The organism is Enterobacter cloacae complex sp. S1, from assembly GCF_014930525.1.
GTDB lineage: Bacteria > Pseudomonadota > Gammaproteobacteria > Enterobacterales > Enterobacteriaceae > Enterobacter > Enterobacter hormaechei_C.
Genome location: NZ_JADBRE010000005.1, coordinates 106,744 through 133,435, shown reverse-complemented (window position 1 = coordinate 133,435; position 26,692 = coordinate 106,744). Strand labels below are relative to the sequence as shown.

Here is a 26,692-nt window from a genome sequence, read left to right as displayed (position 1 = left end):
GTAAGGCGTGACCACATGAAAATTAAAATCCTGTGCGCCACGGCGATCGCCCTGGTGATTCGGCAAGCCGTGGCTGCCGAAAGCGAGCTGCAATTTAATCCTGCGTTTCTCAACGGCGAGCGCGCCAACAGCGCCGATCTCGCCTGGGTCAACGCCGGGAGCGCGTTGCCGCCGGGCGAGTACAATCTTAACGTGTATATCAACACCCAGTTCGCGTTCACAGGTAACGTCACGTTTCGCGTCGCTGAAAACACCGCCGGTGAAGCCCTGCCGTGCCTTACGCCTGCGCAATTCGCCGCACTTGGCATCGACAGCCATCAGGCTAAAGGGGGTGAGCTGCCGCCTGCGCAGCGCTGCATTTTTTTAACCCAGTCATTCGCCGATACCCGGTTTGATTTTGACCAGAGGACGCTTACCCTCAACTTCACCGTACCGCAAAGCGCGATGCGCGCTCTGCCGCGCGGGTACGTCAGCCCGGAGAGCTGGGAGTCCGGCATCCCTGCCGCGTGGCTGAACTATGTGGTCAATGGCGCGAATAATGACTACCGGGGCGAGACGCGCACGCGGGAACAACAGCTGTTTGTGAGCCTCAACAGCGGCGCCAACCTGGGCGCATGGCGGCTGCGTGATTTCACCACGTGGACCAAAGAGAGTAACGAGCTCACCCACGTCCAGACCTGGCTACAGCGGGATATCCGCGCCCTGCGTGCCCAGGTTTATGCCGGTGAAACGTTCACCTCATCGCAGGTGTTTGACGCCGTTGGCCTGCGTGGGGTTGCCCTGAAGACCGATGACAATATGTTGCCCGCCAGCCTGAGCGGTTACGCGCCCGAAGTGCGCGGCATCGCGCGCGGCAATGCCACGGTGACGGTTCGCCAGAACGGTAACGTCATCTATCAAACCTCCGTTCCGCCGGGGGCGTTTGTGCTGAAAGATCTCTATCCGACCTCTTCCGGCGGCGATCTCGCGGTCACCATTCAGGAGAGCGACGGTAGCCAGACGCAATACACCCTGCCCTTTGCCAGCGTGCCGAATCTGGTGCGTAACGGTCAGGTCAAATATGCTCTGGGTGCGGGGAAATACCGCCCTGCGGGCAATCAGATCACGCCCTCCTTCGCGCAGGGCGAGCTGTTCCTGGGCTGGCGATACGGCCTCACGTTTTATGGCGGGGCGCAGTTTTCCGATCGCTACAACGGCCTGGCCTTCGGTATCGGGCAGAATCTCGGCCGCTTTGGCGCCTACTCCCTCGACCTCACCCATGCCCGCAGCCAGCTGGCTGATAACCAGCACTACACCGGTGATTCGGTGCGCCTGCGGTACAGCAAGCTGCTGAACGATATCGGTACGCGAGTCAATTTCTTCTCGCTGCGTTACTCAACGGCAGGGTTTTATACCCTCAGCGATACCACTTACAAAGGCATGGCGGGCGGAGCGCCAAAACAGACCGTGGAAGACGATGGCACCGTCACCACTCACTACGACACGGTTTACAACCTGCATATGTCGCGTAAGGCAAAAAATCAGCTTCTGTTGTCGCAGCCGATGGGCGAATACGGCGCGCTGTCGCTGTCCTGGGATCAACAAACCTACTGGAATACGTCAAAAACCACGCAAAGTTTGCAGTTCGCGTGGAACGCGACGTTTCGTAACCTGTCGCTTGGCATCAGCGCCCAGCGTAGCTCTGGCCTGTACGACAACAAGAAAGACAATATCCTCGCGTTGTCCCTGTCGGTGCCGCTGGGTAACCCGGCGCTGTCGACCCGTCTCCGCTTTACCGCTACCCATGCGGATCCCGCTGGCACCACCGCCAGTACCGGTGTCAGTGGTTATCTGCCGGGGCAGGAGAATCTTTTCTATAGCGTCAACCAGCGCTACAGCGCGCAGCAGCACTACGGCGGCGATGCCGCGCTGCAATACGAGGGCGCGTGGGGAGACTATAACCTGGGCTACAGCTACGCCGGTGACTCCCGCAACCTCAGTTACGGGATGAGCGGCGGTGCGGTGCTGCATGAGGATGGTCTGACGCTGAGCCAGCCGCTCGGGAACACCAATATTCTGGTGAAAGCCCCGGGCGCCAGCCATGTCGCCGTGCTCAACCACAAGGGCATCAAAACCGACAGCCGGGGCTATGCGGTGATCCCGTACGCCACGCCGTATCGCGTTAATCAGGTTGCGCTGGATGTCACCACCGTGGGCAATGACGTGGAACTTGAGAACGCCATCGCCAATAAAATCCCCACCGACGGGGCACTGGTTCGCGCCACCCTCACCACGCGTCAGGGGGCAAAAGCGATGTTTATCGTACGTCACGCTAAAGACGTGCTCCCCTTCGGTACGCTGGTCTCGTCAGAGGATGACAAAGCCAGCGGTATCGTCGGCGACGGCGGCAGCGTGTATCTGACCGGCCTGTCAGCGCAGGGAACCTTGCATGCCGTATGGGGGCGCAACAGCGCCCAGCGCTGCACGATCCGCTATGCGTTGAACCCGCAGAATTATCACGCCCGCACCGGGCTTTATTCCCAGGAGGTCATATGTCAGTAACCATCCGGTTCCTCCCCCTGATCCTGCTGATGTTCATCACCGTTCCCGCGCGCGGCTATGACGTGCTGGTTTCCGTGACCGGCAACGTGATCGGCAATACCTGCATTGTCTCGGAAGATTCGAAGGAGCAAAACGTGCCGCTGGGCACCCTCGGCGTGAAGCAATTTAGCGAGGCGGGCGCGGTCAGCAATATCAAAACGCCCTTCACGCTCACCCTTGAAGCATGCGGCCCCACCTTTGCTGGCGTGAAAATCCGCTTCAGCGGTACGCCGGATGACGAGAACCCGCAGCTTCTGAAAGTCGCTGACGGCGGCGCGACCGGCGTGGCGGTGCAGATTCTGGATAAAGACAGCGTACTTATCCCGCTGGACACCCAAACCGCTGCTTACGGCGCGGCGGGGGATGACAGCGTAAAAATGACCTTCTATGCGCGACTGGCCGCCACGGGTGCGCCGGTCAATGCCGGAGACGTTTCGGCAGTGGCGACCTGGACGACGGAGTATCAATAATGCGTTTACTGTTTTTAGCCCTGTTTTTCATGTCCTATCAGGCACTTGCCCTCTCCTGGACATCGGATATCACCCTTTCGCCAACGCCCATGTCGTGGTCCGGCCCGGCAGACTCCATCGTGCCTGGAAAGACGATCGGCTCTGAATGGAGCGCCTCTGCGAGCGTCTCGGAAGTGTTCTGGTGCGGCCTGGTATTTACCTGCTCCAAAGGGACGCTGGAGCCGAGCAGCAGTATAACCGCCACCGGCATCACGGTTATTCTTGATGGCGCAAATTATATGGTATTTGAAACGGGCGTGCCCGGCATCGGCTTCATTCTTGGGCTTAAAGATTATAACGGCACCACCTATGTCCCGATGCAGACGGGCATTACGCAGAGCTATCCGGCCGATGGGACTAACGGTTACGCCACCGCACTGGGCTGGTCGGCAAAAGTGACGTTTATCAAGACCGGCGTTCCGCTGAAATCCGGCGTATACCAGACCCCGACCATTAACGCGGCGATCCTGACGGCCTATAACAACGAAGTGAAAACCGCGCAGGTGATCATCAACCCCACCACCATCACGGTGACGGCAAGCGGCTGCACGGTAGGCACGAAAAGCGCCAACGTCGACCTGGGCACCATTGATGTTCACACGCTGCCCAGCGTAGGCAGCACCTCGCCGTCGGGGGAGTTTAACGTCAGCCTGACCTGCGATGAGAACGTGGCGGTTAACGCAGTGATGACCGATCAGACCACACCGTCAAATACCTCGTCGGTCGTGACGCTGACCGGGGACTCCACGGCCTCCGGCATTGGCGTACAGTTTTTCTATAACGGTACCGGGCCGCTGATGATGGGGCCGGACAGCTCGTCCGCAGGTACGACGGGACAGTTTTTCATCCAGACCACCAGCTCGGCACAAACGCTGTCCCTGCCGTTCCAGGCGCAGTACATCCGAACCGGTGAACTGGTCCCCGGCTCGGCCAACGCCCTGGCAAGCATCACCTTTTCGTATCAGTAGGTTAGTGCTTCACCCACACCAGCTGATCGACCCGGAAGCCCAGCTCGCGTGCGGTGTTCAGGTAGTCCTGTTTTACCGCATCCGGAATGGTCGGGGTGCGCGATAAAATCCACAGATAGTCGCGGTTCGGGCCGCTGACCAGCGCGTACTGGTACTTATCATCCAGCTTGATCACGTTATAGCCGCCGTAGAACGGGCCGAAGAACGATACCTTCAGCGCAGCCGTGGTCGGTTCGCCGGTAAAGTACGCCTTTCCTTCGCTCTCATTCCATTTTTTCTTCACCGGATCGTAGCCGCGGTTCAGTACGCTGATACCGCCATCGCTACGCTTGCCGTATGTCGCGGTGACCTGTTCCAGACCGCGCTCGAAGCGATTTTCCAGTCGGGCGACTTCATACCATTTGCCGAGATAGCGGCTGGCATCAAAGCCGGTAATGGGCTGCACGCCTTTCGGCGGCGTGGGAGATTTACAGGCAACCAGCGTCAGCGCAATGGCGACACCGGTAACGACAGGCCATAGCCTCATGAGAACTCCTTTCATTTACGCGGTTGGACGTTAAGTGTAGCGCACCCGTGCGGCGCTTCATCCCGTCGGGGAATATTCGTAGTATATTGAGACAACTCCTTCTCTTCGGATGCAGACATGGCTTACTCCATCGGCGAATTCGCCAGACTCAGCGGCATCACCGCCACCACGCTGCGGGCGTGGCAGCGACGCTATGGCTTGCTCAAACCCGAGCGTACGGACGGCGGTCACCGCCTGTACAGCGATGAGGACGTTCAGCAGGCGCTGAAAATCCTCGACTGGGTAAAAAAAGGCGTACCCATCGGTCAGGTTAAATTACTGCTGGAACGCCCTGTGCCGCGCCGCGCCAATAACTGGCAAACCCTGCAACAGGCCATGCTGCAAAAGTTGCAGGAGGGGAAAATTGAGTCCCTGCGTCAGATGATTTACGACGCCGGACGCGAATACCCAAGGCCAGAGCTGGTCACTAACGTGCTGCGTCCGTTGCGCAGCCAGATATCGGCCAACGTCGCCGCCGCCATGACGCTGCGTGAGATCCTCGACGGCATCCTCATCGCCTATACCTCGTTTTGCCTTGAGGGCGATAAAAAAGCGCCGGGCGATAACATCCTCATCAGCGGCTGGCATCTGAACGACCCGTGTGAGATCTGGCTTGAAGCTCTGACGCGCACCGGCCAGGGCCACCGCATCGACATACTGCCGGTTCCCCCTGCCGCGCTGGCCCCGGAAATTTTCCCGGACCGCAAATGGCTGCTGGTCACCAGCGGTAAACTTACCGCCGTGCGGAAAAAGCAGGTTGCGCAGTGGCAGCAGCAGGTTTCCCTTGAGGTGATTATCCTCTGATTATTTTCTGCTGAGGCAATCTTCACGAAAAGTTGAATATTTTTTCGCACAGCGAGTGCTAACGTTTTCCTGTCACCGACAACTCAACAGGAAAACACGATGAAAAAGACACTCCCTCTGATGATGCTGGCTACAATGGCTTTCGCGCCTGCCGCGTTCAGCGCCCCGGCAGGCACCCTGAGCGTTCACGTTCTGGACCAGCAAACCGGTATGCCGCCAGCGGATGTGGCCGTCACGCTGGAGAAGCAGGAGCAGGACAAGTGGACCCCGATTGCCAGCGGTAAAACCGACCACGACGGGCGCATCAAATCGCTCTATCCGCAGGATCAGGATATGGCGCCTGGCGTGTATAAAGTGACCTTCAAAACCGCCGATTACTTCCACGGTAAAAAGCTGGACTCCTTCTTCCCGGAAGTGCCGGTGCTGTTCACCGTCACCCGCACCAATGAAAAACTGCACATCCCGCTTCTGCTCAGCCAGTACGGTTACTCAACCTACAAGGGCAGCTGATTGCTCTTGATTTTAAAGACGATTTAAAAATAATCCCGCCAATACTTGGACAAATACGCATTGTTGTGTAACTTTTAGGTATGAGATCGGGAGGTGCACACCATGACAACAAAACCTGTGCTGGGTATTAGCGGATGTTTGACCGGTTCCGCCGTTCGCTTTGACGGCGGGCATAAGCGTATGGGCTTTGTGATGGATGAGCTGGCGCAGTGGGTCGCTTTCCGTCCGGTATGCCCTGAAATGGCTATCGGCCTGCCCACGCCTCGTCCGGCGCTGCGTCTGGTGATGACCACCGGCGGCGAGACAGAAATGCGGTTCAGCAAAGCGCCGCACGATGACGTCACGCAGAAGATGGCCGCATTTACGGCAGATTATCTGCCGAAAATCGGCGATCTGGCGGGTTTTATCGTCTGTGCAAAATCCCCCAGCTGCGGCATGGAGCGCGTGCGGCTGTACGACGAAAACGGCAACCGGGGCCGCAAGGAGGGTGTCGGGCTGTTCACCGCCGCCCTCCTTGAAACTTTCCCCTGGCTGCCCGTCGAAGAAGACGGTCGCCTGCACGATCCGGTACTACGGGAAAACTTTGTTGAGCGCGTTTTCGCTCTCCACGAACTGAACGTAATGCGTAAAAATGGCCTGACGCGCCGTGCCCTGCTGGACTTTCACAGCCGCTATAAGCTTCAGCTTCTGGCGCACCATCAGGCAGGCTACCGTGAAATTGGCCCGTTCGTGGCATCACTGCACGAGTGGGACGATCTGGACGCGTTTTTCGTGGCCTATCGCGACAAGCTGATGACCATTCTAAAAAAACCCGCTTCGCGGAAGAATCACACTAACGTGCTGATGCACATTCAGGGCTATTTCCGTAACCAGCTGAACAGCCGCCAGCGTAGAGAACTGCGGGATGTGATCCTGCATTACCGGGACGGGCTGCTGCCGATCCTCGCGCCGCTGACGCTGCTGAAGCATTATCTGGCTGAATACCCTGACCGGTATCTGATGACGCAAAACTACTTTGATCCCTATCCTGATGATTTGGGTCTGCGTCTGGCCGTTACCTGATAAGAAAGAAGCGAAGGCCCTGTTGACCCACAGAGGCCCAAAGCAGTACCCCGTTTAGACGACACCCTCACTGTCGTCTTTTTTTTGCGCTCAGCGTAAAATACTGTAATTCTGTACAGGTTAAGCGTGCACAGCGGAGTACCCCGATGATCAAAAATTTGCATATTCAGAACTACCGCTCAATTCGCGATATGTCGCTTGAGCTGGAACAGCTCAATATCGTGTTCGGCCCCAACGGCACCGGAAAATCCAATATTTATAAAGCGATTTACCTGATGCACAGCGCGGCGCAGGGGCAATTCTCCCAGGCGCTGGCGAACGAGGGGGGAATTTTGAAAGTGTTCTGGGCGGGAAAAACCCGCAGCGACCAGCTGCGACGCATGAACCTGGCGGTGGAAACGGAAACCTATGAATATGAGCTTCAGGTCGGGTTCGTGGAAAAGCTGCCCTACCCCTCACAGTTTCAGCTCGATCCGGTGATCAAGGAGGAATCTATCTGGCTCGGCGGACAGCACCGTCGCCCGTCGTCACAGCTGATGAAGCGTAAGAATCAGGCGGTATTCCTGAACAACGTGCATCACGAAAAAGTGACCCACAGCGGTACGCTGTATGAGAACGAGTCGGTGTTCGGTCAGCTCGGTGAACCGCACCTCTACCCCGAAGTGTCGCAGATGCGCGAGTCCCTGCGTAACTGGCGATTTTATCACGAGTTTTCCGTCTCATCCGGCTCGGCGATCCGTGCCCCGCAGGTGGGCTTTCGTTCCCCGGTGCTGGCCAGCGACGGCGCGAACCTGGCCGCCGCGTTTCAGACCATTGTCGAAATTGGCGACGAGCTGCTGCTGATGCGCATTCTCGACCAGGCCTTCCCCGGCTGCGTGTTTTACAGCGACAACACCGGCGGGCGCTTCCGCATGATGATGCAGCGCGAGGGGCTGAGCAGACCGCTGGAACCGGCAGAGTTCTCCGACGGCACGCTGCGTTTTTTGTGCCTGGCGGTGGCGCTGTTAAGCCCGCGCCCTCCCGCATTCATCGCCCTCAACGAACCGGAAAACAGCCTGCATCCGCAGATGCTGCCCGCCCTGGCAAGCCTCATTGCCGAGGCCAGCCGCTATTCGCAGATCTGGCTCACCAGCCATTCGCCGGAGCTGGCGCATTTGATTGAGAAGCACCGATCGTTTTCGCTGTATCAGCTGTCGATGGCGGAGGGGGAGACGAGGATGGAGAGGCTGGGGTAATTGCCAGGTGGCGCTACGCTTACCTGGCCTACTGGCGAGTACGAAACGTCTTGCGCCACTCCGCCGGGCTGACGCCAAAGCGCGCCTTAAACTGCTGCCGATACGTCACCGCTGATAAAAACCCCACCTGCCCGGCGACGTTTTCGATTGGCAGGTTGCCGGACTCCAGCAGGACCTGGCTGCGCCGCAGGCGCTCGGCGGTAAGCCAGTCGGCAACGCTCATGCCCGTCGCTTTGATAAAATGGCGGGTCAGCGTGCGCCGGCTCATCGACACCACTTCCGCAAGAGAGTCCAGGTTATGCGGTTCGGAAATATGCTGCTGAAGGTAGTCAATCAGACAGTTAATCCGCCCATCACGGGTATCTTTCGGCACAGGTTGCGCAATAAACTGCGCCTGCCCGCCCTCTCGGTGCGGCGGGACGATCATCCGGCGGGCAATCTGATTGGCGACGACGCTGCCAAAGCGCTGGCGGATGATATACAAACAGCAGTCGAGCGCGGCGGCGGTACCCGCCGAGGTAATCATATTGCCGTCATCCACGTAGAGGGCGTTGATATCCAGGCGGACGTCCGGAAATAGCGACTGGAACTGGCGTTCAAACTCCCAGTGAGTGGCGGCCCGTTTGCCGCTGAGTATGCCCGCATAGCCCAGCACAAACGATCCCAGACACAGCCCAACAATTTCCGCCCCGTTGTCTCTGGCCTGAACCAGGCTGTCGAGCAGCGTCTGAGGCGGGCGCTCCAGAACGTGCTGCCAGTAGGGTACAACCACAATTTCAGCCGATGCGATCGCGGAAAAATCCTGCGTCGCATGCAGGGCAAAACCGTCTTTCGAGTTCAGGAATCCCGGTTTTTCAGCGCAGATCGTGACGTTAAAGCGCTTTTCCCCGGATACCGTGTCGCCAAACAGGATGCAGGGGACGGAGTAGTGGAACGGGCTAAACCCGTCCACCGCGACAATGGCAACGTTAATAAGCGGCATCTGTCTCTCCTGTCCCCTTTAACAGTCAGAATATAACGGTTTCGCCGTCCTGGGGAATGCTCACCGCGTCACCTGCCTCGTTGGCATCAACATACTCGCGCAGCGCGCGGCGGGTCAGCAGGCAGTGGTTGAGAGCTTCCATATGGGTCGCGACAAGCTGCGCCTGTGGCAGCTGGAAGTGGACGTTCAGCACATCTTGCTCGCCCATGATAATTGGCCCGAAGCCAATCACATGCGCATAACCGGCATTAAGCACCACCACATCCGGCTGGTGTTTTTGCAGGTCGGCGGCCACCTCTTCACGCCAGATAGTATCCCCGGCGATATAGAGCGTCTTCTCATCCGGGTGGCTGAAGACCACGCCGCAAGCTTCGCCTAGCCGTTCTGCCAGTTCCGGCACCGCGTAGGCGCGGTCAGTACCGTGCTGGCCGCCGTGGGTTTTCACTATCCGGATATCGCCGTACGTTGTTTCCCCGGTCATGATCGTCAGGTTGGTAAATCCCTGGCTGCGCAGCAGCGCGGCATCGCTATCATTTTGCACGTAGATCGGCTTGCCTTTGGCGATCAGCTCAACGGCGTACTGATCCCAGTGATCGGCATGGGTATGGGTGACGATCACCGCGTCAGCATCCAGAAGCGTTTGAACGTCAACGGGAAGATCGACCATCGGGTTGCGAATATCAGCCCGCGCCGTGCCGGGAAAACCCGGATAAGTGCCTTTTGGCGCCAGCATTGGGTCGATTAAAAAGCGTTTTCCCGCGTAAGTGATCAGCTGGGTGGCATTGCGAATTTGCGTAATGTTCATGGGCTATCCTCCGGTTGGTATGAGAAGGAGAATAGCCCCAGGGTGCCGTTAAGAATGTGGGCTAAAGGGCGATGATCGATGAAATCGGGTCAATCGATAAACCGCTTGCGTACCCTTTCCAGCGGCGCAATCAGCAGATTGATGAGCGGCTTACGATCGATAACGATATCGGCGTTCACCGTCATTCCGCCCATCAGCATGCGCTTTTTCTTGTCCGGGTCGGTAAACCAGGAGGGGACGCGCACTTTAGCCAGGTAGTAGTTCTGCCCTTCCTGGAGCGGGATCAGCGCCGAATGGGCATCAATGTTTACCTCATAGAAATCGGACAGCGTTGCCTCCACGGAACCGTACTTGTCCACGGGCCACGAGTCGAAGCGCAGCTTGACCTTATCGCCTTTCGCCACGCGCCCCACCCCCGTTGCCGGAACATACAGGTACCCCTCCATCGTCGCCGCGGTATTTTTACGGATCACCACCACCACCTCGCTATTTTGCGTAATGGCCCGGCCAGGCGGGAAGTTAATCGCCACCACGTAACCGTCGGAAGGGGCCAACATCGCCATGGTGGAACTTCCCCGGCTGGACAGGTTGCGGTCAATTTCGCTGATGCGGTTTTTCACATACAGCTGCTCTTCGCTCAGAGAGTCAATTTGCGACTGGGTGCTGTCGGTCAGGCTGGTTTTTCGTGCCTCAAGCTCAAGAATAGTGCTCTCCTCCAGCGTCAGGTTGAGCTGCGCATTGAGCACATCGTTGTGGCTTTTATCGAGATCCACTTTGGAGACATAGCCCTTCCCGGAGACGGATTTCCACGCCTCGTAGGTGTCGGTGCTGTTTTTTAACAACGCGCGCAGCTTCTTCACCTTATCGCGGGAAACGGCGATCTGCTTGTCAGTGAGAGCCAGCTGCTGCGCCAGATTTTTGCGATACGACGCAATCGAGTCCTCAATGGCCTGGATGCGCTGCTCGCTGCGCTTCTTCTCCGCTTCCATCTGCTGGCGGTCAAACTGCACCACCGAGCCCTGCTTGCCGCCATAGTCCTGTGACACGGTGAACAGCGGATCGTTTTCCTTCACGTACTGACCTGGCCGTACGGCAAAATCCACAAGCGTACCGGACTCCCGGGCGCGGACTTCCACATCGCCCTGCGCCGGGATCAGCACCCCGCGCGCCAGGGTGGTTTCCGAAAAGTTAAAGACAATCGCAAAGACCAGCAGGCAGAGAAAAAAGGTGATGAACAAGGTCAGCACGGCTTTCAGCCGTGGCGCGTTGATGTGATAGCTTTTTGAGAAATGATGCGGGATCAGCGCCCGCCGCTGTCGGCTTCGTTTTTTTAATTTCACGATATGTCATCCATGATAAATCACTGAAAGATCGTCCCATGCACTCCAGAGCGTGGGGGTTTTGCGCAGCGCGTTCAGCGTGTCGGCGGCGGCCTGACGGTAATCCTCTGGCGCATACGCCTGACTCTCCAGCCCAAACTCCGCCGCGTGCAGCGAACAGATCGGCAGCAGCGTTCGGACGCTGTAGCCATAGCGCGATAAAAACCGCGTTGAGACATCCGTTAACCACGCCTTTTGATCCCCTGCCTGGGTGGAGAACAGCGGCGCATCCGGCAGGCGTTCGTCCATCAGCAGCACCGTCACCAGGCGGTGAGGGGCGAAAAACGAGCTGGCGCGTCGGCCTTCGTGCGCGGCCATTAGCTTATGCAGCGCAGGGTGACGGGTAATAAACTGAAAGCGCACATCGGCTGGCGCGGTGGCGAGCAGCGCATCCACGATCAGACCAAAGCCCGCCCAGCGCATTCCCAGAAGCAGGGTGCGAGATGAACTGTAAAACGCCTGCTCCTGCGTCCACTGCGCCACGTACGCGTGCAGATCGAAGCGGACGTTGCGCGCCCAAAGCGCGGGCGGGAAGATCTGCTCCACGAAGTTAAACCCGCTCAGCTCATGGGCGTTCTGATGCAGAAAATCAGCCGGGACATCGGCCTCCGGGCAGCGCATAAACTGGCTGTAGTTTTGCGTGATCCGGTTTGCCAGCAGCGTGCGCCCGGCCTGGCGCGCGCACAGGCGCGCATAGAGACGCGGCAGAAACATCATTGCTCACTCTCCCGCAGGGTGCCGTTTTCCATGGTATAGAGACGCCCCTGGCAGCCCACCACGTCCGGCGAGTGGGTAACAAACACCAGGCCAATCCCCAGGCTACGCAGGTTCGCCAGCACTTTCTGCGCGGTCGTTTTATCCAGGTTCGCCGTCACTTCGTCGCACAGCAGAAGCTTAGGCTGGCTGTACAGGGCGCGCGCCAGAACCAGACGCTGCATCTCCCCGGCAGAGAAAAAGGTATTCCCCGGCAGCATCTCCGTTTCGTAGCCGTGCGGCAGCCGGGCGACGACGTGGTCCACCTCCGCCAGCCGACACGCGGCAATGACCTGCTCTTTATCCGGTGCGCTGTCAAAGCAGGCGATGTTGTCCAGAATCGAGCCGGTGAAGAGAATATCGTCCGCATGGACGATGCGGATGTGCTGACGCAGCGAGGAAAGATCGCACTCCTCAATGGGGATCTTATTGATCCGCAGCGTGCCAGACGATGCCAGCAGCATGCCGGAGATCAGACGCAGCAGCGTGGTTTTTCCCGACCCGCTCTGGCCCACAATCACCGCTTCTTCGCCCTGCTTCAGGGTCATATTGATATGCTGTAGCGTGGCCTCCCGGCCAGGATAGGCAAATGAGACATCCTCAAATTGCAGACAGACCGGCGAGGTGACAATCCGCTTCCCAAACTGGCTGGTTTCAGAGGGGGCAAACAGCAGGTCGCCCACGCGATCCAGCGGCCCCTTGAGGGCATTTTTGTCCAGCAGCTTCTGCGCCACCTGCACCATGGCATCGGAAAAATAGCGCTTATAGCTGATATAGGCGTAAAGCATCCCGATGCTCATCTGCCCTTCCAGGATCAGCCACGCGCCAAAGCAGACCACCAGCAGCTGCTCGGCATTGATCACCAGCAGCGAAGCCACGTCAAAGCGGGCCAGCAGCCGCTCTTTACGCATCAGCCCGGCGATGTGTTCGCGCTGGGATTTATCCATCACCGCATCCCGGGCCTGCTCCATATTGTTCGCTTTGAGCGTAATGATCCCTTTCTGCGTCTCCACCAGCAGGGATTCATACTGGGCGGTTCGCTCGATGGAGTCATCCACCGCGCGTTGATAGGGGCCGATCAGCGAAAAGCGGATCAGGAAAAACACGCCCATCAGCAGCATCGTCAGCAGCGCAATTTTGACGTTATACAGCAGCATAAACAGCAGGCTGGTGACGGCGATCAGGCTGGAAAAGAGAATTTGCACGTAACCATTGCTGATGAACTCCGCGCAGGCGTGGAGCGATTTTTCAATGGCCAGCACGATGCCCGGCGGGCGCGAGCGGAACCAGCTGGTCTGGGTGCGCAGCATGTAGTGGCGCACGGACTGGCTTAAATCGTCATAGGCAATGTTACGCATCAGGATCTCAAGCAGCTGCTTGAGGAATTTACCGATGACTTCAAAGATAAAGACGATAGCGAAGATCGCGGTGAGCAGGATCACCAGATCGCTGTCGCTGCGGGAAATGGCCTCATCCATAATCAGCTGCACGTAGGTGGGGCTTGCCAGCATGGTGATGAGGGTAAAAATACAGAGCACAAACAGCAGCAGCTGGCGCTGGAACAGGCTCGGGGATTTATTGGCTAACCGGCCAAGCGTGAGCTTTTCATCCGGGGATTTCTTTTCGAAGCACGGCGTGGGCTTAAGCTCAAGAACATAGCCGGAAAAGAGTTTTTCCGCCTCTTTCAGACGGTAACGACGCACGCCGCTGGCGGGGTCGTGAACGGTCACGCTGCGGCTGTCGATCTTCACGATGACCACGAAATGGTTGCCGCGCCAGAAGGCGATGAGCGGCAGCTCAGACGTTTCTATTTCAGTGATTTCGCCTTTAAGCACCCGGCCAGACATATTTTTATCGCTGGCAAGGGTCATCAATTCCGCCATTGAGGTTCCCGCATCGGCGGAAACGGAAATCTCCCGGCGCAGCTGGCTGACGGAGACATGGTGGTCGTAGTGCCCCAACACCATCGCCAGGCAGGCCAGTCCACATTCGGTAAATTCATGCTGGCGAATAACAGGGGTCTTACCCTGTTTTTTATACTGAAAGAGCGAAAACATAATGATCCGTGGCTGAAATAAAAAAATGGCCCGGCAATGCGGGCCATGCGTACAACGTGCTTCTCGCTTAGGCGCTGAAGAAACCGCCGATGAAGCCGCCCACCAGGCCGAACACGCCGCCGATGGTGCCGCCCAGCGCGCCTAACATCTGGCTGCCCGCGTTATAGCCCGCGCTTGCGCCCTGAATAGCGGCAGCAAACGGATCCCAACCACCGATGATGGCCTGTGCTTTTTTGAAATCGATAACTTGCATGAGTCTTTTCCTGTTAACGTGAATTAGTTGTAGCTACCAACCAGCGCACCCAGGAAGCCCATTGCGCCACCCAGAATTCCGCCAACCACACCGCCAACCATGCCCATGATGCTTGCGCCGGTGTCGTAACCCAGCTGTGCACCTTTAACCAGACCAGCGAACGGGTTTAACGCGCCACCGATAATGTCTTTCGCTTCTACGAATGAAATCGCTTTCATTTTTATCTCCTGTAGTGATGGATCTTTAGCATGATGCTAAAGGCTAATTTCCTTTTATGAAGGAAAGCGGTTGCTACGGGCAGGTGGTAAGCGGAATAATTTTATTGCCATAAATAATCATCCGCCTTGCAGCCTGCCCGGCATTATCTATTTCCAGCCGTTGCCCCGGCGGAATATATTTTGAATTGTTGTATTGCGTACTGCACCCGACCGAGGAAACATATTTAAAATAGGTATTCCCGGTATTACTCACCACCCCGTTGCTAAACGCATAATCAAAATGTCGTGTCCATGGACGGACAATCAAAATAGCCTCAAGCGAGACCACCACATCCGACTGGATGCGCTGGCCTTTGCGCGTGACAACCTTTGCCTGGAGCGGCGTCTCGGTGAATTTTACGCGATAGTATCGCTCTTTGTTGTCATGCGGGCCGGTATAATAAAATTTAAAACCCGCGCGTTCACCGCTCCCCAGCGTTAATTGCTTAGGCGAATACATGACTTCGCCATCTTTTATTTCGGTTTCTTTTCCCTTCTCTTTAGGAACGTCTACCTGAATAAGCGAAACGGTATAATTCTGACGTTCGCTGGTATCGTTTTTTATCGGCTGAAAAACAACTTCTCTTTCGGGAAGAAAATCAATATTCAGACTTTCGATAATTAAAGCATTTGCCCCTGTGGAAATGAAGCAATTTATTGCAAAAATAGCCAGGAATTTTCCAGTCATGGTTGATTAATTCCAGGATGCGCTAACATCTATTCTTCCCTGCGCGGTCACTTCGCCAAACCAGCTATTTCCGTCATAGGTGGTTTTCGATACCGGATTATCCATAACGAACTGGAGGACCAGCGGTGTTTTCCAGAGCCACATATCGGTCACGCCGGAACTCATTTTGTCCCACTCTTCCGCATGGGTGGCCGGTGCCGGGATCGACAGTACTTCGCCTTTACAGTTGTGCGCCATCAGCGTCTGGCTTTTCCCCACCAGCACGTTGCCCGGAATGGGAACCGTGAAGCCGTTGCCGCTAAAGGCGCAGTAGTCCACCCCATTAAGGCTTTGGGTAGGCCCGGTTACTTTTACCGTGACCGCAATCGCCGCATCTTTTTGCGCCCCGCTGTAGGTGATGGTGTAGGGGATCTCAATGGGCGCTTCGCCGATAATGCCTTTCCCGGAGCCGCCCAGACCGTCAGGATCGAGGGTGTAATCCGGGTTGTCTGGCACAATCTCCAGCCCGGGCTCGATAGGGTTAATCACCAGGCCGCCCCCCGGCTGGAAGCAGAAATCCGCCGCCAGCGAGCTGTTGCCGGGCGTCAGACACAGGCTGACGATATTGCCAATGTTGCTGCCGTCCCCCGCCTGCGCCACGCTCAGAATTAACGCTTTCGGCAAAAAGATTTTAAGGGACGCTTTGCCGCCGTTTTTCTGCGGCGCTGCAAGGAAGGTGTTCGCCAGGACACGCGTATCGCTCAGGATACCGCCGGAGATACTGTACCAGGTGTTTTCATCGAAGGTCAGCTCGGCGGCAAGCCCGGTGCCGCCGCTCATGTGCGATTGCAGCACGCTGTTGACGCGGGAAGAGGTGAGCGCCAGCCCCCCGTTGTAACCGGAGATGTCCTCCCCAACAAACGTGTATTCGAGCAGGTCGCACAGGACGCCAGAGACCGTGTTGCGGGTGTATTTGGTGCAGGTGGCCCCCGTTGATCCATCGACAATCGTCACCTCACCGCTGATCGGGTCAATCCCCAGGTTAAGCGCCCTGGCGTTGGTCATGGTCAGCGTGCCCACCTTGTGAAGCGTATTGGTGGTGGTCACTTTGTTGATGGAGCTGATTTGCGGCGTGGAGGTGATGGTCACTTCATCCCCTGGCGCGGCGTTGAGCAGATAGTTAAAGAACGGATCGCCCAGTACCCAGCGCCCGTATGACGTGCCGGGCTCCATCACCGGCGGCTTAACCACCATCGACGTGTCGGTATAGCTGGTCGTCGGGGTGTACCCCGTGTTGCCGCAGGACGAGGAACACGCCGTCCCTTTAAAGAACGGAGAGGCACTGGAACCGGTCACCGAAAAGTCGATGGTCAGCGCGCTGCCTGCCGGACCGCTGTAGCTGTTGTCCGGGATGTAAGTGGCAATACCGTTATTCGTTTTCGCACTCAGGGTCGGCCACTCGCGCGAACCGTGTAAAAACGCGGTCGACGTGCTGTTCAGACTAAACAGCCCCGCGCTGTTTCCCGTACCGTTATTGTCCGGGTTATTAATGGCGAAATAGGGCAGCTCCTGCGCCTGGGCCGCCGCGCTCATCAGCAGTAAATTAAGAGCGAATATCTTTTTCATCGTCACGTTCCTGCGTTCCTTTTGCTTCCTGCCAGACAAAATCGCCTTTGTCGCAGGAGATGTCCCCGAGCCACAGCGCACCGCGGTTAGACTCGATGTCCAGGCGCACTTCGCAGACGCTGTCGTCCGGCGTGGCGATACTCAGGACAGGGTTGTTCTTATCAACGTCGATCACGAAGCGTCCGTCGTTTTCCGTCCGGGTCAGCCCGACATGGTTTTTGATCTGCATGGCGCCAACCGGGGCCCCGTTTGCATCCACAAGACGACCAAACAGGGTGACGATTTTCTTCACCTGCGGCTTCATCACCACGGTATTACCCGGATAAACCGTGATATGGCGACGCGCATTCGCGCCAATCTCATAGCTTTCCGTACCAGTTTCACTGTTCATCACTTCCAGGTCATAAGCCTGGTATGCCGGCAGCGACAGCCAGGTTTTATCCCCTTTGATGCGTTCTGCCCGGCCGTTAAGCTTCAGGGTCAGCGCTTCATCAGATTTGAGACCGGTACTGACAATCACCCCTGCGCTTTCGGTGCCTTTCCCGGCGGCGATGGCCTCTTTGGACCAGCCCACGCTGCCGTCACTGGTCAGCGTGGAGTTCCAGCCTTTACTCATGCCGCTCTGGACGCTGAGGATGTTGCTGTTCCACGGCGTGTCGAAGTTCACGCTGCCGCCGCCGCTTACGCTGCGATCCTGGCGGCTGTTAAAGGCTTTCGAGACGTTGGCGGTAGCCGATTTCAGGTAATCGCCCTCAAACTGGCGGCTGGCGCTGACGTTCAACGCCGTGCCGGTATCGCGATTGTGGGAAACGCCAACCGACACGGTATTGCCGAGCGGTATGGCGAAATCGAGCATTACGTAACGATCTTTCTCTTCGTAATACCCGTCGTATTTGTTGCGCGACATTCCCACCCGCAGGCGCGCCGTACCGTAGCGACCGGCGTATAACCCCTGGGAGTAGTCCAGCTGATAGCGTTTATAGCGATAGAGGTCGTCTTCCTGACGCATCAGGCTCAGGTTGCCTGCCGAGGGCAGGCCGAATGACGGCAGGCTAAAGGAAGCGCCCCAGGTGTTGCCCTTGCTCTCATAGATATCCAGGAACTTGCCGCTGGAGAGCTGTTCATGGGAGTACCACACCGAGCCGATCTGCCACGGCAGGCTGAGATTCGCCCCATAGTTGGCGCGATACGTTCCGTCGGAGGCGGCCATGGTCTGGGTATTCACCGAGAAATAGCCCGTCAGGTTCAGGGAGGCCCACAGCTCGCTGACGATGTGTTCCCGCATCATGTAGGTAGAGGCGTTCCAGTCGACCATCCCGCTGCGCTTGCTGAACGAAGCTCCCACCAGCGACATGGTGTCTTTATGTTTGGTGTCGTAATCGTAGTAGTAGGTGTTATCCTGCTCGTTTTTGCGTTTCGCGTATTTTTTATAATTGACGACGGATTTATCGCGGCTATACATCCCGCCCCACATCTGCCAGCGCAGCGTTTCCGACACGTTGCTGGAGAACGGTTTATTTACGGTGTACATGCTGCGCGACACGGTGCGGCTTCCGCTCACCACTTCAACTTCGACGCTGTAGATCCCGTAGGGCAGGCTGCTGGTGTCAATTTCATGGTTGCCGACGTCAAAGCGCTGAATGCCGATAAGCTGCCCGTCACGACGAATACGGGCCTCGCCCGCCGTGGGAAAATAGACCACCACCGGCGTCAGAGAGAGCGTGTTATCGCGCTTGCGGGAGTTGGCCTGGTTGCCCATGGAAACGCCGTAGACTTCACCGCCGGAAATCCCGCTGACGCTCGCCAGAGACTGCATCGCCCAGCCGTTCAGCATGCCCGCGGCGTAGCGCATCCCCTGATAGTCGCGCTCCCACATAACCGCGTTCATCTGGGTATCGCTGCTGTTCTCGTTGACGTAGCCAGAGCCGTCGATCAGCACATGATCGACGCCCATTGAGATCCAGTTTCTCGCGTTCAGATAGCCCGACGACCAGCTGTCACCGTAGCCGCTCTCGGTGTGATACGCTCCGAGGTTGTAGGAGAACGTGCCGCTCAGGTCGTCAGACTCCGGCGCATCAATGTCCACCTCACGCGGGCGAATATTCACCCCGTAGTCACTCTGCGACAGATTCAGCAACAGGCGCATTTTTTTCTGATCCAGTTCGAACGCCGAACCCGCGCTAACCGGAATACGCATCTGGTCATCAAACTGCTTATCGTTAATGCTTTGCAGTAACGCCCGCATCTCTTTTGACAGACGAATGCCGTTATCAGACTCCTGGACCTGAACATCCCTCAACCCCAGCTTCAGATCTTTTGCAAAGAGCGTCACGTCACCGATACGAACATATTCGTTCGCCGTGCCTTCGTGGTTCCCTTGTTGTGCTGAGTGTGGACGCGTATTCACCAGATAAACGGGAATTTTGATCCCCTGCTCCAGCAGTGCATAAAGCGAGTCGGGAAAACGGTAATTAGCGATAACCACGGAGCTTGAGGCTGCATGCGCAAGCGCGGGCAGCGTGCCGGATGCGCAAGCCATCATCACCGGCAACACTAATTTATTTTTCACCATGCATCCTTACTTAACAGGAATGAACTGTTTCAGGTCCCATATTCCGAGATGAAAATGGTTATCCGTAACGTTGATATCCTCGATAGCGCGCGAGGTCTCTGGCATCAGGTAGAAGTTTTTGCTACACGGCGTGCCGGGGGATTCCGGATTCGGCTTCAGGCAGGTCCCGGTCGCATTGACGCGAAACGAGGTGTTCCCTTTATTGGTTATTTTTCCCGCCACATAGACGAAATCAATCTTCTTATCCCGGGGCTGAACCACCAGAATGGTGCTCACCACCGCACGCGTCATCCCGGTGCCGTTTTTTGGCGAACCGCTGTCCACCTCTTCGCTTACCCCTTCATCCGTGAAGGTAATGCGGTAGTAACGCTCTTTGTTATCGGCGTTCCCGTGATAGTAAAATTTGACGATATTGCTGGTACCGGCGGGCATTACCATGCGCGTGGGCGTCAGCAACAGTTCGTCCACTTTCTCCGGATTAATGACGATCCCTTCATCCATTGGGCTGCTGATCCGCTGTGCGCGAACAGAAACAATACGCACGCTGTCTGCTTCGTTTTTTATTTCCTTGGCGGTGGAGTCAGCATCCGCAGAAATAATGGTGGTGACTTTTCCCACATTAATGGCCAGCGCGGAGGAAGAGATAAATAATAAAAATAAGAAGGTGGATTTGAGGTTAAACATGCTATTTCCCTAAACAGGGGCTTGCGCCCCTGGATCGATCAGGCCTTAGCCCCAGGTTGCGCGGAACGCAACAGACACGGTCCCTTCCCACAGGCTGTTGGTCAGGTCTTTGAACTCTTTCGCAGTACCCGCGTTGTCCTGAGCGGAGTCAACGTAGAAGACGAATTTGTCCTGGCCGGTAATTTCGGTATCTGCCGCCGCGCCTGCGCTGGTGGTCAGGTTCCACAGGCCAGAAGAGACGCCGGTGTTAGAAGAAGAATCAACCAGCGTGGTCCATGCGGTCGATTTCGCCCCCACGGTGCCACCGATAGAGCCCAGGTCGTTACCGCCCCAACGCGCACCCACTTTCAGCTTGGTCGCTTCACCACCCACGCTGAACAGCGTGTTGTTTGAATCGTCGAGGATAGCTTCGAGTTTGAAGCTGGTCGCCGTAGAGTGATCGCCACGGATAGCCACATCAAACAGACCGGTATCGGTGTTGAAAGATTTGGTATTGGCGCTGTAAACGAAGTTCAAAGCACGCGTTGGCGTAACAACCAGATCGGATTCGCTGTCTTTGGTCGCGGTTGCCTGCCAGGTGGCAGAAGCCGTCGTTTCAGCTGCATTAACTGCGCTCAGGGCAGAAACAGACAGCAGGGAGCCCAGAACGATAGCGTTCAGTTTGTTCATTTATTTAGTCCTTCAAAAAAGAATCCACGTGTATAAAAAGGGGAGCCCCTTTTTCGAGGCGGAGTATAGACAGCCGCAAAATAACGAGGCAATACAGAAAAATTCACTCGACGGAGAGTAACAATAAAAATATAAATAAATTTCTCGTATCTTATTGTTACGTATTGAGTAAATTACTCAATTTCCCGAGTAATAGATAAATATCGATTTTTCAATAAAGAGAAATATCAGGACGTCGGGACAGCTACACACATCATTACAGGCAACACCAGCCCCTTAATTAACCACGCATGTTTTTTTACGCTGGTAATATAGAAGAAGTTGATATTATCAAGTAACATTTCGTTTACAACGCCATCCGGCGCCGCATCATCTTCAGATTTATTCAGCTTTTTATCCTTAATATAAAAGATATTGCTGCCGTCGACCTTTTCCACGCTGAGCGTGTAATTTCTGTCAATCAGGTAGCTTTTGCCCTCTTTCTTGAGTACGCCTTTATGAATAACCGTCACAACATCTTTGTTGTTAAACAGGAAAAGCGTGGTTAGCGACATATCGGTTGACTCACCCGTGGAATAGGTTTTCCAGGAAATGGTATCTGACTGGCAGCCAAACCCCTCATCCTGCGTTCTGGTAAAATAGACCCATAACAACGCGATGACAGACAGCGCCAGTACGATACTGAACAGTACACTCATTTTAGTCCTTGACATATTTTAACTCCCGGTCAGGCTTCTGTAAGAAATGCAGTTCTTATAATCGTCGATACTGTCCTGCTGATAACAGATGGCCAGGAAATAATTTTCTATCTGCGACTTTTTAAACCTGGAATAGTAAGCATCTGCAACCTGATGCTGACAGTCGATATGTTGACTGGCGATGACCTCTTTTACGTGATTAAAGTAGTGCTGTCGCGGCTGATACATATTCTTATCGATCAGGTATATCGTACACCTGTCCACTTTACCGAGCAGATGCATATCAGAATCTTTCAGGCTCTCGGCATAGGAATCCCGTTGGTGCAACAGTAAAACAGCGGTGCCGGTAACAATAATCAGTAATAACGTGCAGAGAGAAATAAAGAGTCTGTGCAGCGATATTATTTGTTTAGGCGGATCGGCATCTTTCTTATGCGCTAGCGTATCGAATGCTTCAGAGGCAGATTCTTCGCTAAGCGTTGAAATAACCGGCGGCCTGACCGTGTGGTGTTCAATATGCGCGGCAAGGCTAAATCCCTTGCCACGTATCGTTTTTATCAGTAAAGGGTCGCAGCCTAATGTACGAAATGCTTTTCTGATTTCACTTATGGCAACATTTAGACTCACCGAAGAACCAGAGAAACCATGATCCTCCCAGACCTTCTTTATCAGGTCGTCTCTGTCGAGTGTTTTACCATTATTGATGATAAGTTCATAGAGCAGACGACCCGCCTGGTTAGATAACTTAATGGATGACTCTTCCTCTCCATTAATCATGATCATACCGGTGTCGACTTCATAAAGCATTGTAAGATCAATGAGATACTTCATATTATTATTACGCCATTGTTAAATTTTTGTGCATTTGCCAGGCAATAATAAGTCTAAAGTTTGTGTGGTCAAGTCGCGTGATATTAATTGAGAGATGAATTCATAAAGCTTCATTAATTAACGATTATTAAAGCATTAATAAAAATCTTCGAACCAACGTATTTAGGTTAAAACATTAAAAAAAACATACTGACAAGATTATAATCTTAAACTTTAGAAGTTATTGGAATAATGTTTTGTTATGTACTTTTTTAGTGCAACATAATATCGTCAAAGCATTCTCCCGAGTCGCCATGCGTCTAGCCGGTACATCAGGGACATGTGTAGCCGATTAACATTCATTTTAAATAACACAAATCTTCATGGAGTTTATCATGTTCAAATCGATCATGACCGTATCACTGCTGGCCGCCGCTATTGCCTCTACCAGCGCAGTGGCCGCAGACAATTCGGCGGGTGGTATCATTAACTTTACCGGCGCTATTACCGATACAACCTGTACCATTAACGGCGGTAAAAGCGCGGACTTTACCGTTGCGCTTTCCCCTATTTCGGTAAAAGATGCGGGCACAACGGTTGGCCTGATCACCCGAAATAAAAAATCTATTGCGCTGACATTCTCTGGTTGCTCACCAGCAGCCGGAACGACCGGTACCCCGCTGAAAGTTTATTTCTCCAGCGCGGATAATATTTCCACTGACGGTAAATACCTGCTGAATAACAGCGTGAACGAAAGCGATGCCAGCGTGGCACGTAATGTCGGCTTTGCGTTAGTGGAGCCAGGTTCGTCTACGCCTATTACCCTGAACCAGCCTTATACGACAAATATTATGGGTACAGCGACCGCGCCAGATTCCGAAACGCTGACGCTGGACGTTTATTACTATAAAACAAACGCCGCTGCCGCCACCGTGGGCGAGTTAAGCTCCAACGTAACGTATACCATTTCCTACCTGTAATAGTGATTATTCAGGCTCTGTTTTCGCAGAGCCTGTATTTAAGGTTGCAATCATGCGCAAGGCAATTTTGCTGGCAGGCTTACTGCTAAGCACGGGTCACTCATGGGCCAATATTGTCATTAATGGCACCCGTGTCCTTTATCCTGAAAATAACAAAGAGGTGATCGTCCAGTTAATGAATACGGGCGATGCGCCGGCTCTGGTACAATCCTGGATAGATGACGGTGATATTAATTCCACGCCGGAAACAGCCAATGTGCCGTTTCTGTTGTCGCCGCCGGTGATAAAGGTTAACGAACATAATGGTCAACAGCTTCGTATTAAAAAGCTACCGTCCAGCTTGCCTGCGGATCGCGAATCCGTCTTTTTCCTGAATGTCCTCGACATTCCGCCCAGACCTGAAAATCTGCAAAACCAGAATACCGTTCAGCTGGCGATTAAATCCCGTATCAAACTTTTTTATCGGCCCGCTGCGCTGAAAGGCACGCTGGATGACGCGGTGGCGAAACTGACGCTCGCCGCCGACGGCGATCGCTTTCGCATTACAAATAACAGTCCGTTCCATATTACGGTCGCCAATATTTCGCTGGGTAAAACGAAATTGCTCCAGGAGTCCCCGATGGTTTCCCCGTTTGGGCAGCTGACGGTCGCCGCCAAAAATACGGTTAAGCGCGGACAGACCTTCCAGCTGATGTATGTGGACGATCTTGGCGCGTATAAAACCCGGACTTTCACCAGTCAGTGATCGGAAAGACTCACCATGAAAATGAAACAAAACAGACTCTGTCTGCTGGCAGTCTGCACGCTTCTGCTTTCGCATAAATCAGGGGCCGTCTCGTTTGATCCCTCCCTGCTTGCTGGCGCATCCGGTGAGTCCGATCTGTCTCGCTTTTCCGAAAACAACGCCATGCCTGCCGGCAGTCAGGAGATGGATATCTACGTAAACGGCAGCTGGAAGGGACGTTATACCGTCATCTACGGCGAGCAGCGTGACGACATCCGCCTTGCCTGGAAAGATGCCCGGTCGCTTGGCATCAACACCACGTCCGTGCCTGCGCCCGCCATTGCGCACGGGCAGGTCCAGCTGCGCGATCTGGTTCAGGGCGGTGAAGTCAAAACCGATACCAGCACCCTGAGTCTGGCGCTTACCGTTCCGCAGGCGGCCGTGCAGCGTACTGAAGAAGGTTACATTGCCCCCCAGTTCTGGGACGAGGGGATCCCGGCGCTGATGCTCTCGTGGAACACGACCTGGTACAACACCCGCGCGAAAGGCACTGCGAAAGACACAAATGATGATTTTTATGCCGGGCTGGATTCCGGCGCCAACCTGTTCGGCTGGCAGTTTCGCGACAGCAGCGCCTGGCGGAAAACCGCCAGCGGAGAGAGTAGCTGGCAGAATAATACCCGCTACCTGCGCCGTCCCCTGGCCTCGCTGAAATCCAACCTGACGCTGGGTGACTTTTATATTCCTGGCGATCTGTTTGATTCCCTGCGCGTGCGCGGCGTGTCGCTGGCGTCGGATATGAAGATGCGCCCAAATTCACAGCAGGGTTTTTCACCGGTGGTTCACGGCGTGGCAAGGACGAACGCCCTGGTGAAAGTTATCCAGAATGGCAACGTGATCTATCAGGAGAACGTGCCGCCGGGCCAGTTTACCCTCGACAGCATTCAGCCTACCGGGTCCGCGGGCGATTTGCTGGTGGTGGTGCGTGAAGCGGACGGTTCACAGCAGTCCTTCACGGTGCCGTTTTCCGCCGTGCCCGGGATGCTAAAAGAAGGGGTGAGCCAGTACAGCGTAGTGGCGGGTAAAGTGCATCAGAACACGCTCGATGCCGAACCCGCATTCATGCAGGCCACGCTGCGCTACGGGTTTAATAACCTCATCACCGGGTATACCGGGACGATTATTAGCGATAACTACCAGGCCGGGCTTGTCGGTACCGGGTGGAACCTTCCGTTTGGCGCGGTTTCGTTTGATGTCACCCACGCCAAAACCACCCTACAGGATCGCACCAGCAGCGGTCAGAGTTATCGCGTGTCGTACAGCAAATTTATCGATACCACCGCCACCAACTTCACCCTGGCGGCCTATCGCTATTCCACTAAAGGCTATTACAGCTTCAGCGACGCGCTCTATTCGCGCGAAGGGTATCAGCGCCTGAGAGCGCAGTACGACGACTATGAAGATCGGTTTGGCGTTGCGCCCGACATGTCGCTAAGCACCTGGGACGCCCTGCGCGCGGCGCAGCCCAAAAATACCTTTACGCTTAACCTTAATCAGCGCCTGCTCAATAACTGGGGCACGGTGTTTGTCTCCGGCACACAGCGCGATTATTGGAACTCACAGCAAACCACGCGCGAATATCAGATGGGCTATTCCAACGCCATCGGTCGCGCCAGCTATACCCTGTCGGCCAGCCGGGTACGGAACAGGGACAGTGAAGAAGAGACGCGCCTTTACCTCTCCCTCAGCCTGCCGTTCTCGCTGTTTGATAATAATGCGTGGATCACCTCCAGCCTGACGGCCAGCGATTCGCATTACGAACAGAGCAATATCAGCATGAGCGGGAACGCGCTGGCGTCGAACCGCCTGAGCTATACCCTCTCCGGCAGTAATGCGCGTGGGGGTAAAAATGCGGCAAGCGTTAACGCCGCGTACCGTTCGAACTTCGCGACACTCGGTGGCTCTTACAGCGAATCCTCCGACTACCGCCAGACCGGGCTCAGCGGGCGCGGAAGCCTGGTGGCCTACCCGTGGCACGTTCTCGCCTCAAACGAAACCGGCACAACCATGACTATCGTCGATGCGCCAAAGGCGGAGGGACTGATGGTGAACGGCGATGAAAGCATTATGACGAACCGCGATGGCGTGGCGCTGGTCCCTTACGCCACCCCGTATCGCAAAAACGCCATTACGTTAACTGAAACGGAAAACAGCACTGGCGCGGAGGTGATCGGCAATATGGCTAACGTGGCTCCTTACGACGGGGCGGTGAGTTATATCCGCTTCGACACCGATAAGCGCCAGTCATGGGTACTTCATGCGACGCGCACCGACGGCAAACCGCTGCCGTTTGGCACCGAAGTGCTGGATGAACACGGTGGATCTGTCGGGTATGTCGGCCAGGCCAGCGTACTGTATATCCGTGCTGAACAGCCGCCACGCGCGCTCAACGTGCATCTCCGCGGCGGAAAGTGCGAAATCTCCTCCCCGGCCTGGGGGCTGAACAGCTCCTCATCGGTTTGCCATTAATTACGGATTATCAA

General features: G+C 55.5%; 25 protein-coding genes. 10 read left to right on the top strand and 15 right to left on the bottom strand.

All coding sequences use genetic code 11. The features are described from left to right. Positions 1 to 15 precede the first annotated feature (15 nt). Genes IM290_RS05800 through IM290_RS05790 form a run of 3 tightly spaced genes read left to right on the top strand, consistent with a single transcriptional unit; the run spans position 16 to position 4,057 of the window. Positions 16 to 2,541: a fimbria/pilus outer membrane usher protein gene (locus tag IM290_RS05800; RefSeq protein ID WP_193042205.1), complete on the top strand. Its 2,526-nt coding sequence runs from the start codon at positions 16 to 18 to the stop codon at positions 2,539 to 2,541. After that, on the top strand, positions 2,532 to 3,050 hold the full coding sequence (locus IM290_RS05795; RefSeq protein WP_015570071.1) for a fimbrial protein: 519 nt from the start codon (positions 2,532 to 2,534) through the stop codon (positions 3,048 to 3,050). Before IM290_RS05800 ends, IM290_RS05795 begins: the two co-directional genes overlap by 10 nt. Continuing rightward, positions 3,050 to 4,057 (top strand): fimbrial protein, encoded by a 1,008-nt coding sequence (locus IM290_RS05790; protein ID WP_086626617.1) that lies wholly within the window; start codon positions 3,050 to 3,052, stop codon positions 4,055 to 4,057. Before IM290_RS05795 ends, IM290_RS05790 begins: the two co-directional genes overlap by 1 nt. A gap of 1 nt (position 4,058) precedes the next feature. Here the strand turns inward: IM290_RS05790 and IM290_RS05785 are convergent, their stop codons facing one another. Continuing rightward, on the bottom strand, positions 4,059 to 4,583 hold the full coding sequence (locus IM290_RS05785) for a lipocalin family protein (RefSeq protein ID WP_015570073.1): 525 nt from the start codon (positions 4,581 to 4,583) through the stop codon (positions 4,059 to 4,061). Positions 4,584 to 4,700: 117 nt separating this feature from the next. On the opposite strand from IM290_RS05785, the gene IM290_RS05780 reads away from it, so the two are divergent. The 4 genes from IM290_RS05780 to IM290_RS05765 all read left to right on the top strand — a co-directional run bounded on the left by IM290_RS05780 (position 4,701) and on the right by IM290_RS05765 (position 8,233). Then, on the top strand, positions 4,701 to 5,426 hold the full coding sequence (locus tag IM290_RS05780) for a MerR family transcriptional regulator (RefSeq protein ID WP_193042206.1): 726 nt from the start codon (positions 4,701 to 4,703) through the stop codon (positions 5,424 to 5,426). Positions 5,427 to 5,525: 99 nt separating this feature from the next. Next, entirely contained in the window at positions 5,526 to 5,936 is a 411-nt protein-coding gene (gene uraH / locus IM290_RS05775; protein ID WP_017383647.1) for a hydroxyisourate hydrolase, read from the top strand. 102 nt (positions 5,937 to 6,038) lie between these two features. Next, a complete protein-coding gene (locus IM290_RS05770) occupies positions 6,039 to 6,998 on the top strand; it encodes a DUF523 and DUF1722 domain-containing protein (RefSeq protein WP_193042207.1) in 960 nt (319 codons plus the stop codon). Positions 6,999 to 7,144: 146 nt separating this feature from the next. Beyond that, a complete protein-coding gene (locus tag IM290_RS05765; protein ID WP_023295682.1) occupies positions 7,145 to 8,233 on the top strand; it encodes an AAA family ATPase in 1,089 nt (362 codons plus the stop codon). 28 nt (positions 8,234 to 8,261) lie between these two features. On the opposite strand, the gene IM290_RS05760 is transcribed toward IM290_RS05765, so the two are convergent. The 14 genes from IM290_RS05760 to IM290_RS05695 all read right to left on the bottom strand — a co-directional run bounded on the left by IM290_RS05760 (position 8,262) and on the right by IM290_RS05695 (position 22,466). Further along, positions 8,262 to 9,215 carry a GlxA family transcriptional regulator gene (locus IM290_RS05760; RefSeq protein WP_193042208.1) on the bottom strand — a complete coding sequence of 318 codons (954 nt, stop codon included), beginning with the start codon at positions 9,213 to 9,215 and terminating at the stop codon, positions 8,262 to 8,264. Between the two features lie 25 nt (positions 9,216 to 9,240). Continuing rightward, positions 9,241 to 10,020 (bottom strand): MBL fold metallo-hydrolase, encoded by a 780-nt coding sequence (locus tag IM290_RS05755; RefSeq protein WP_058685445.1) that lies wholly within the window; start codon positions 10,018 to 10,020, stop codon positions 9,241 to 9,243. Between the two features lie 89 nt (positions 10,021 to 10,109). After that, the gene (locus IM290_RS05750) at positions 10,110 to 11,360 is read right to left on the bottom strand and encodes an HlyD family secretion protein (protein ID WP_059295640.1); all 1,251 of its coding nucleotides are present in this window, start codon (positions 11,358 to 11,360) and stop codon (positions 10,110 to 10,112) included. Between the two features lie 6 nt (positions 11,361 to 11,366). Then, positions 11,367 to 12,116: a hypothetical protein gene (locus tag IM290_RS05745; protein ID WP_033487009.1), complete on the bottom strand. Its 750-nt coding sequence runs from the start codon at positions 12,114 to 12,116 to the stop codon at positions 11,367 to 11,369. After that, on the bottom strand, positions 12,113 to 14,209 hold the full coding sequence (locus tag IM290_RS05740; RefSeq protein ID WP_017383654.1) for a peptidase domain-containing ABC transporter: 2,097 nt from the start codon (positions 14,207 to 14,209) through the stop codon (positions 12,113 to 12,115). Before IM290_RS05740 ends, IM290_RS05745 begins: the two co-directional genes overlap by 4 nt. Before the next feature lie 67 nt (positions 14,210 to 14,276). Beyond that, the gene (locus IM290_RS05735) at positions 14,277 to 14,462 is read right to left on the bottom strand and encodes a hypothetical protein (protein WP_001196016.1); all 186 of its coding nucleotides are present in this window, start codon (positions 14,460 to 14,462) and stop codon (positions 14,277 to 14,279) included. Between the two features lie 23 nt (positions 14,463 to 14,485). Then, positions 14,486 to 14,680, bottom strand: coding sequence for a hypothetical protein (locus IM290_RS05730; protein WP_013094846.1), 195 nt, complete (start codon positions 14,678 to 14,680; stop codon positions 14,486 to 14,488). 73 nt (positions 14,681 to 14,753) lie between these two features. Beyond that, positions 14,754 to 15,407 carry a hypothetical protein gene (locus tag IM290_RS05725; RefSeq protein ID WP_193042209.1) on the bottom strand — a complete coding sequence of 218 codons (654 nt, stop codon included), beginning with the start codon at positions 15,405 to 15,407 and terminating at the stop codon, positions 14,754 to 14,756. Between the two features lie 6 nt (positions 15,408 to 15,413). Beyond that, on the bottom strand, positions 15,414 to 17,012 hold the full coding sequence (locus IM290_RS05720) for a hypothetical protein (protein ID WP_023295679.1): 1,599 nt from the start codon (positions 17,010 to 17,012) through the stop codon (positions 15,414 to 15,416). Further along, entirely contained in the window at positions 16,990 to 19,584 is a 2,595-nt protein-coding gene (locus IM290_RS05715) for a CS1-pili formation C-terminal domain-containing protein (protein ID WP_015570084.1), read from the bottom strand. The genes IM290_RS05720 and IM290_RS05715 overlap by 23 nt, the downstream gene beginning before the upstream one ends. 6 nt (positions 19,585 to 19,590) lie before the next feature. Further along, on the bottom strand, positions 19,591 to 20,268 hold the full coding sequence (locus tag IM290_RS05710) for a pilus assembly protein (protein ID WP_015570085.1): 678 nt from the start codon (positions 20,266 to 20,268) through the stop codon (positions 19,591 to 19,593). Between the two features lie 45 nt (positions 20,269 to 20,313). Continuing rightward, positions 20,314 to 20,937 (bottom strand): common pilus major fimbrillin subunit EcpA, encoded by a 624-nt coding sequence (locus IM290_RS05705; RefSeq protein ID WP_003860995.1) that lies wholly within the window; start codon positions 20,935 to 20,937, stop codon positions 20,314 to 20,316. Positions 20,938 to 21,164: 227 nt separating this feature from the next. Beyond that, positions 21,165 to 21,635 carry a hypothetical protein gene (locus IM290_RS05700; RefSeq protein WP_017383656.1) on the bottom strand — a complete coding sequence of 157 codons (471 nt, stop codon included), beginning with the start codon at positions 21,633 to 21,635 and terminating at the stop codon, positions 21,165 to 21,167. A gap of 18 nt (positions 21,636 to 21,653) precedes the next feature. Next, positions 21,654 to 22,466, bottom strand: coding sequence for a winged helix-turn-helix domain-containing protein (locus tag IM290_RS05695; RefSeq protein ID WP_015570087.1), 813 nt, complete (start codon positions 22,464 to 22,466; stop codon positions 21,654 to 21,656). A gap of 374 nt (positions 22,467 to 22,840) precedes the next feature. Between IM290_RS05695 and IM290_RS05690 the strand changes: the two genes are divergently transcribed. The 3 genes from IM290_RS05690 to IM290_RS05680 are packed head-to-tail and all read left to right on the top strand — an operon-like array spanning position 22,841 to position 26,678. Continuing rightward, a complete protein-coding gene (locus IM290_RS05690; RefSeq protein ID WP_017383657.1) occupies positions 22,841 to 23,425 on the top strand; it encodes a fimbrial protein in 585 nt (194 codons plus the stop codon). A gap of 52 nt (positions 23,426 to 23,477) precedes the next feature. Further along, positions 23,478 to 24,170, top strand: a complete 693-nt coding sequence (locus IM290_RS05685) for a molecular chaperone (protein WP_015570089.1) — start codon at positions 23,478 to 23,480, stop codon at positions 24,168 to 24,170. Positions 24,171 to 24,185: 15 nt separating this feature from the next. Further along, positions 24,186 to 26,678: a fimbria/pilus outer membrane usher protein gene (locus IM290_RS05680; RefSeq protein ID WP_193042210.1), complete on the top strand. Its 2,493-nt coding sequence runs from the start codon at positions 24,186 to 24,188 to the stop codon at positions 26,676 to 26,678. Positions 26,679 to 26,692: the final 14 nt, after the last annotated feature.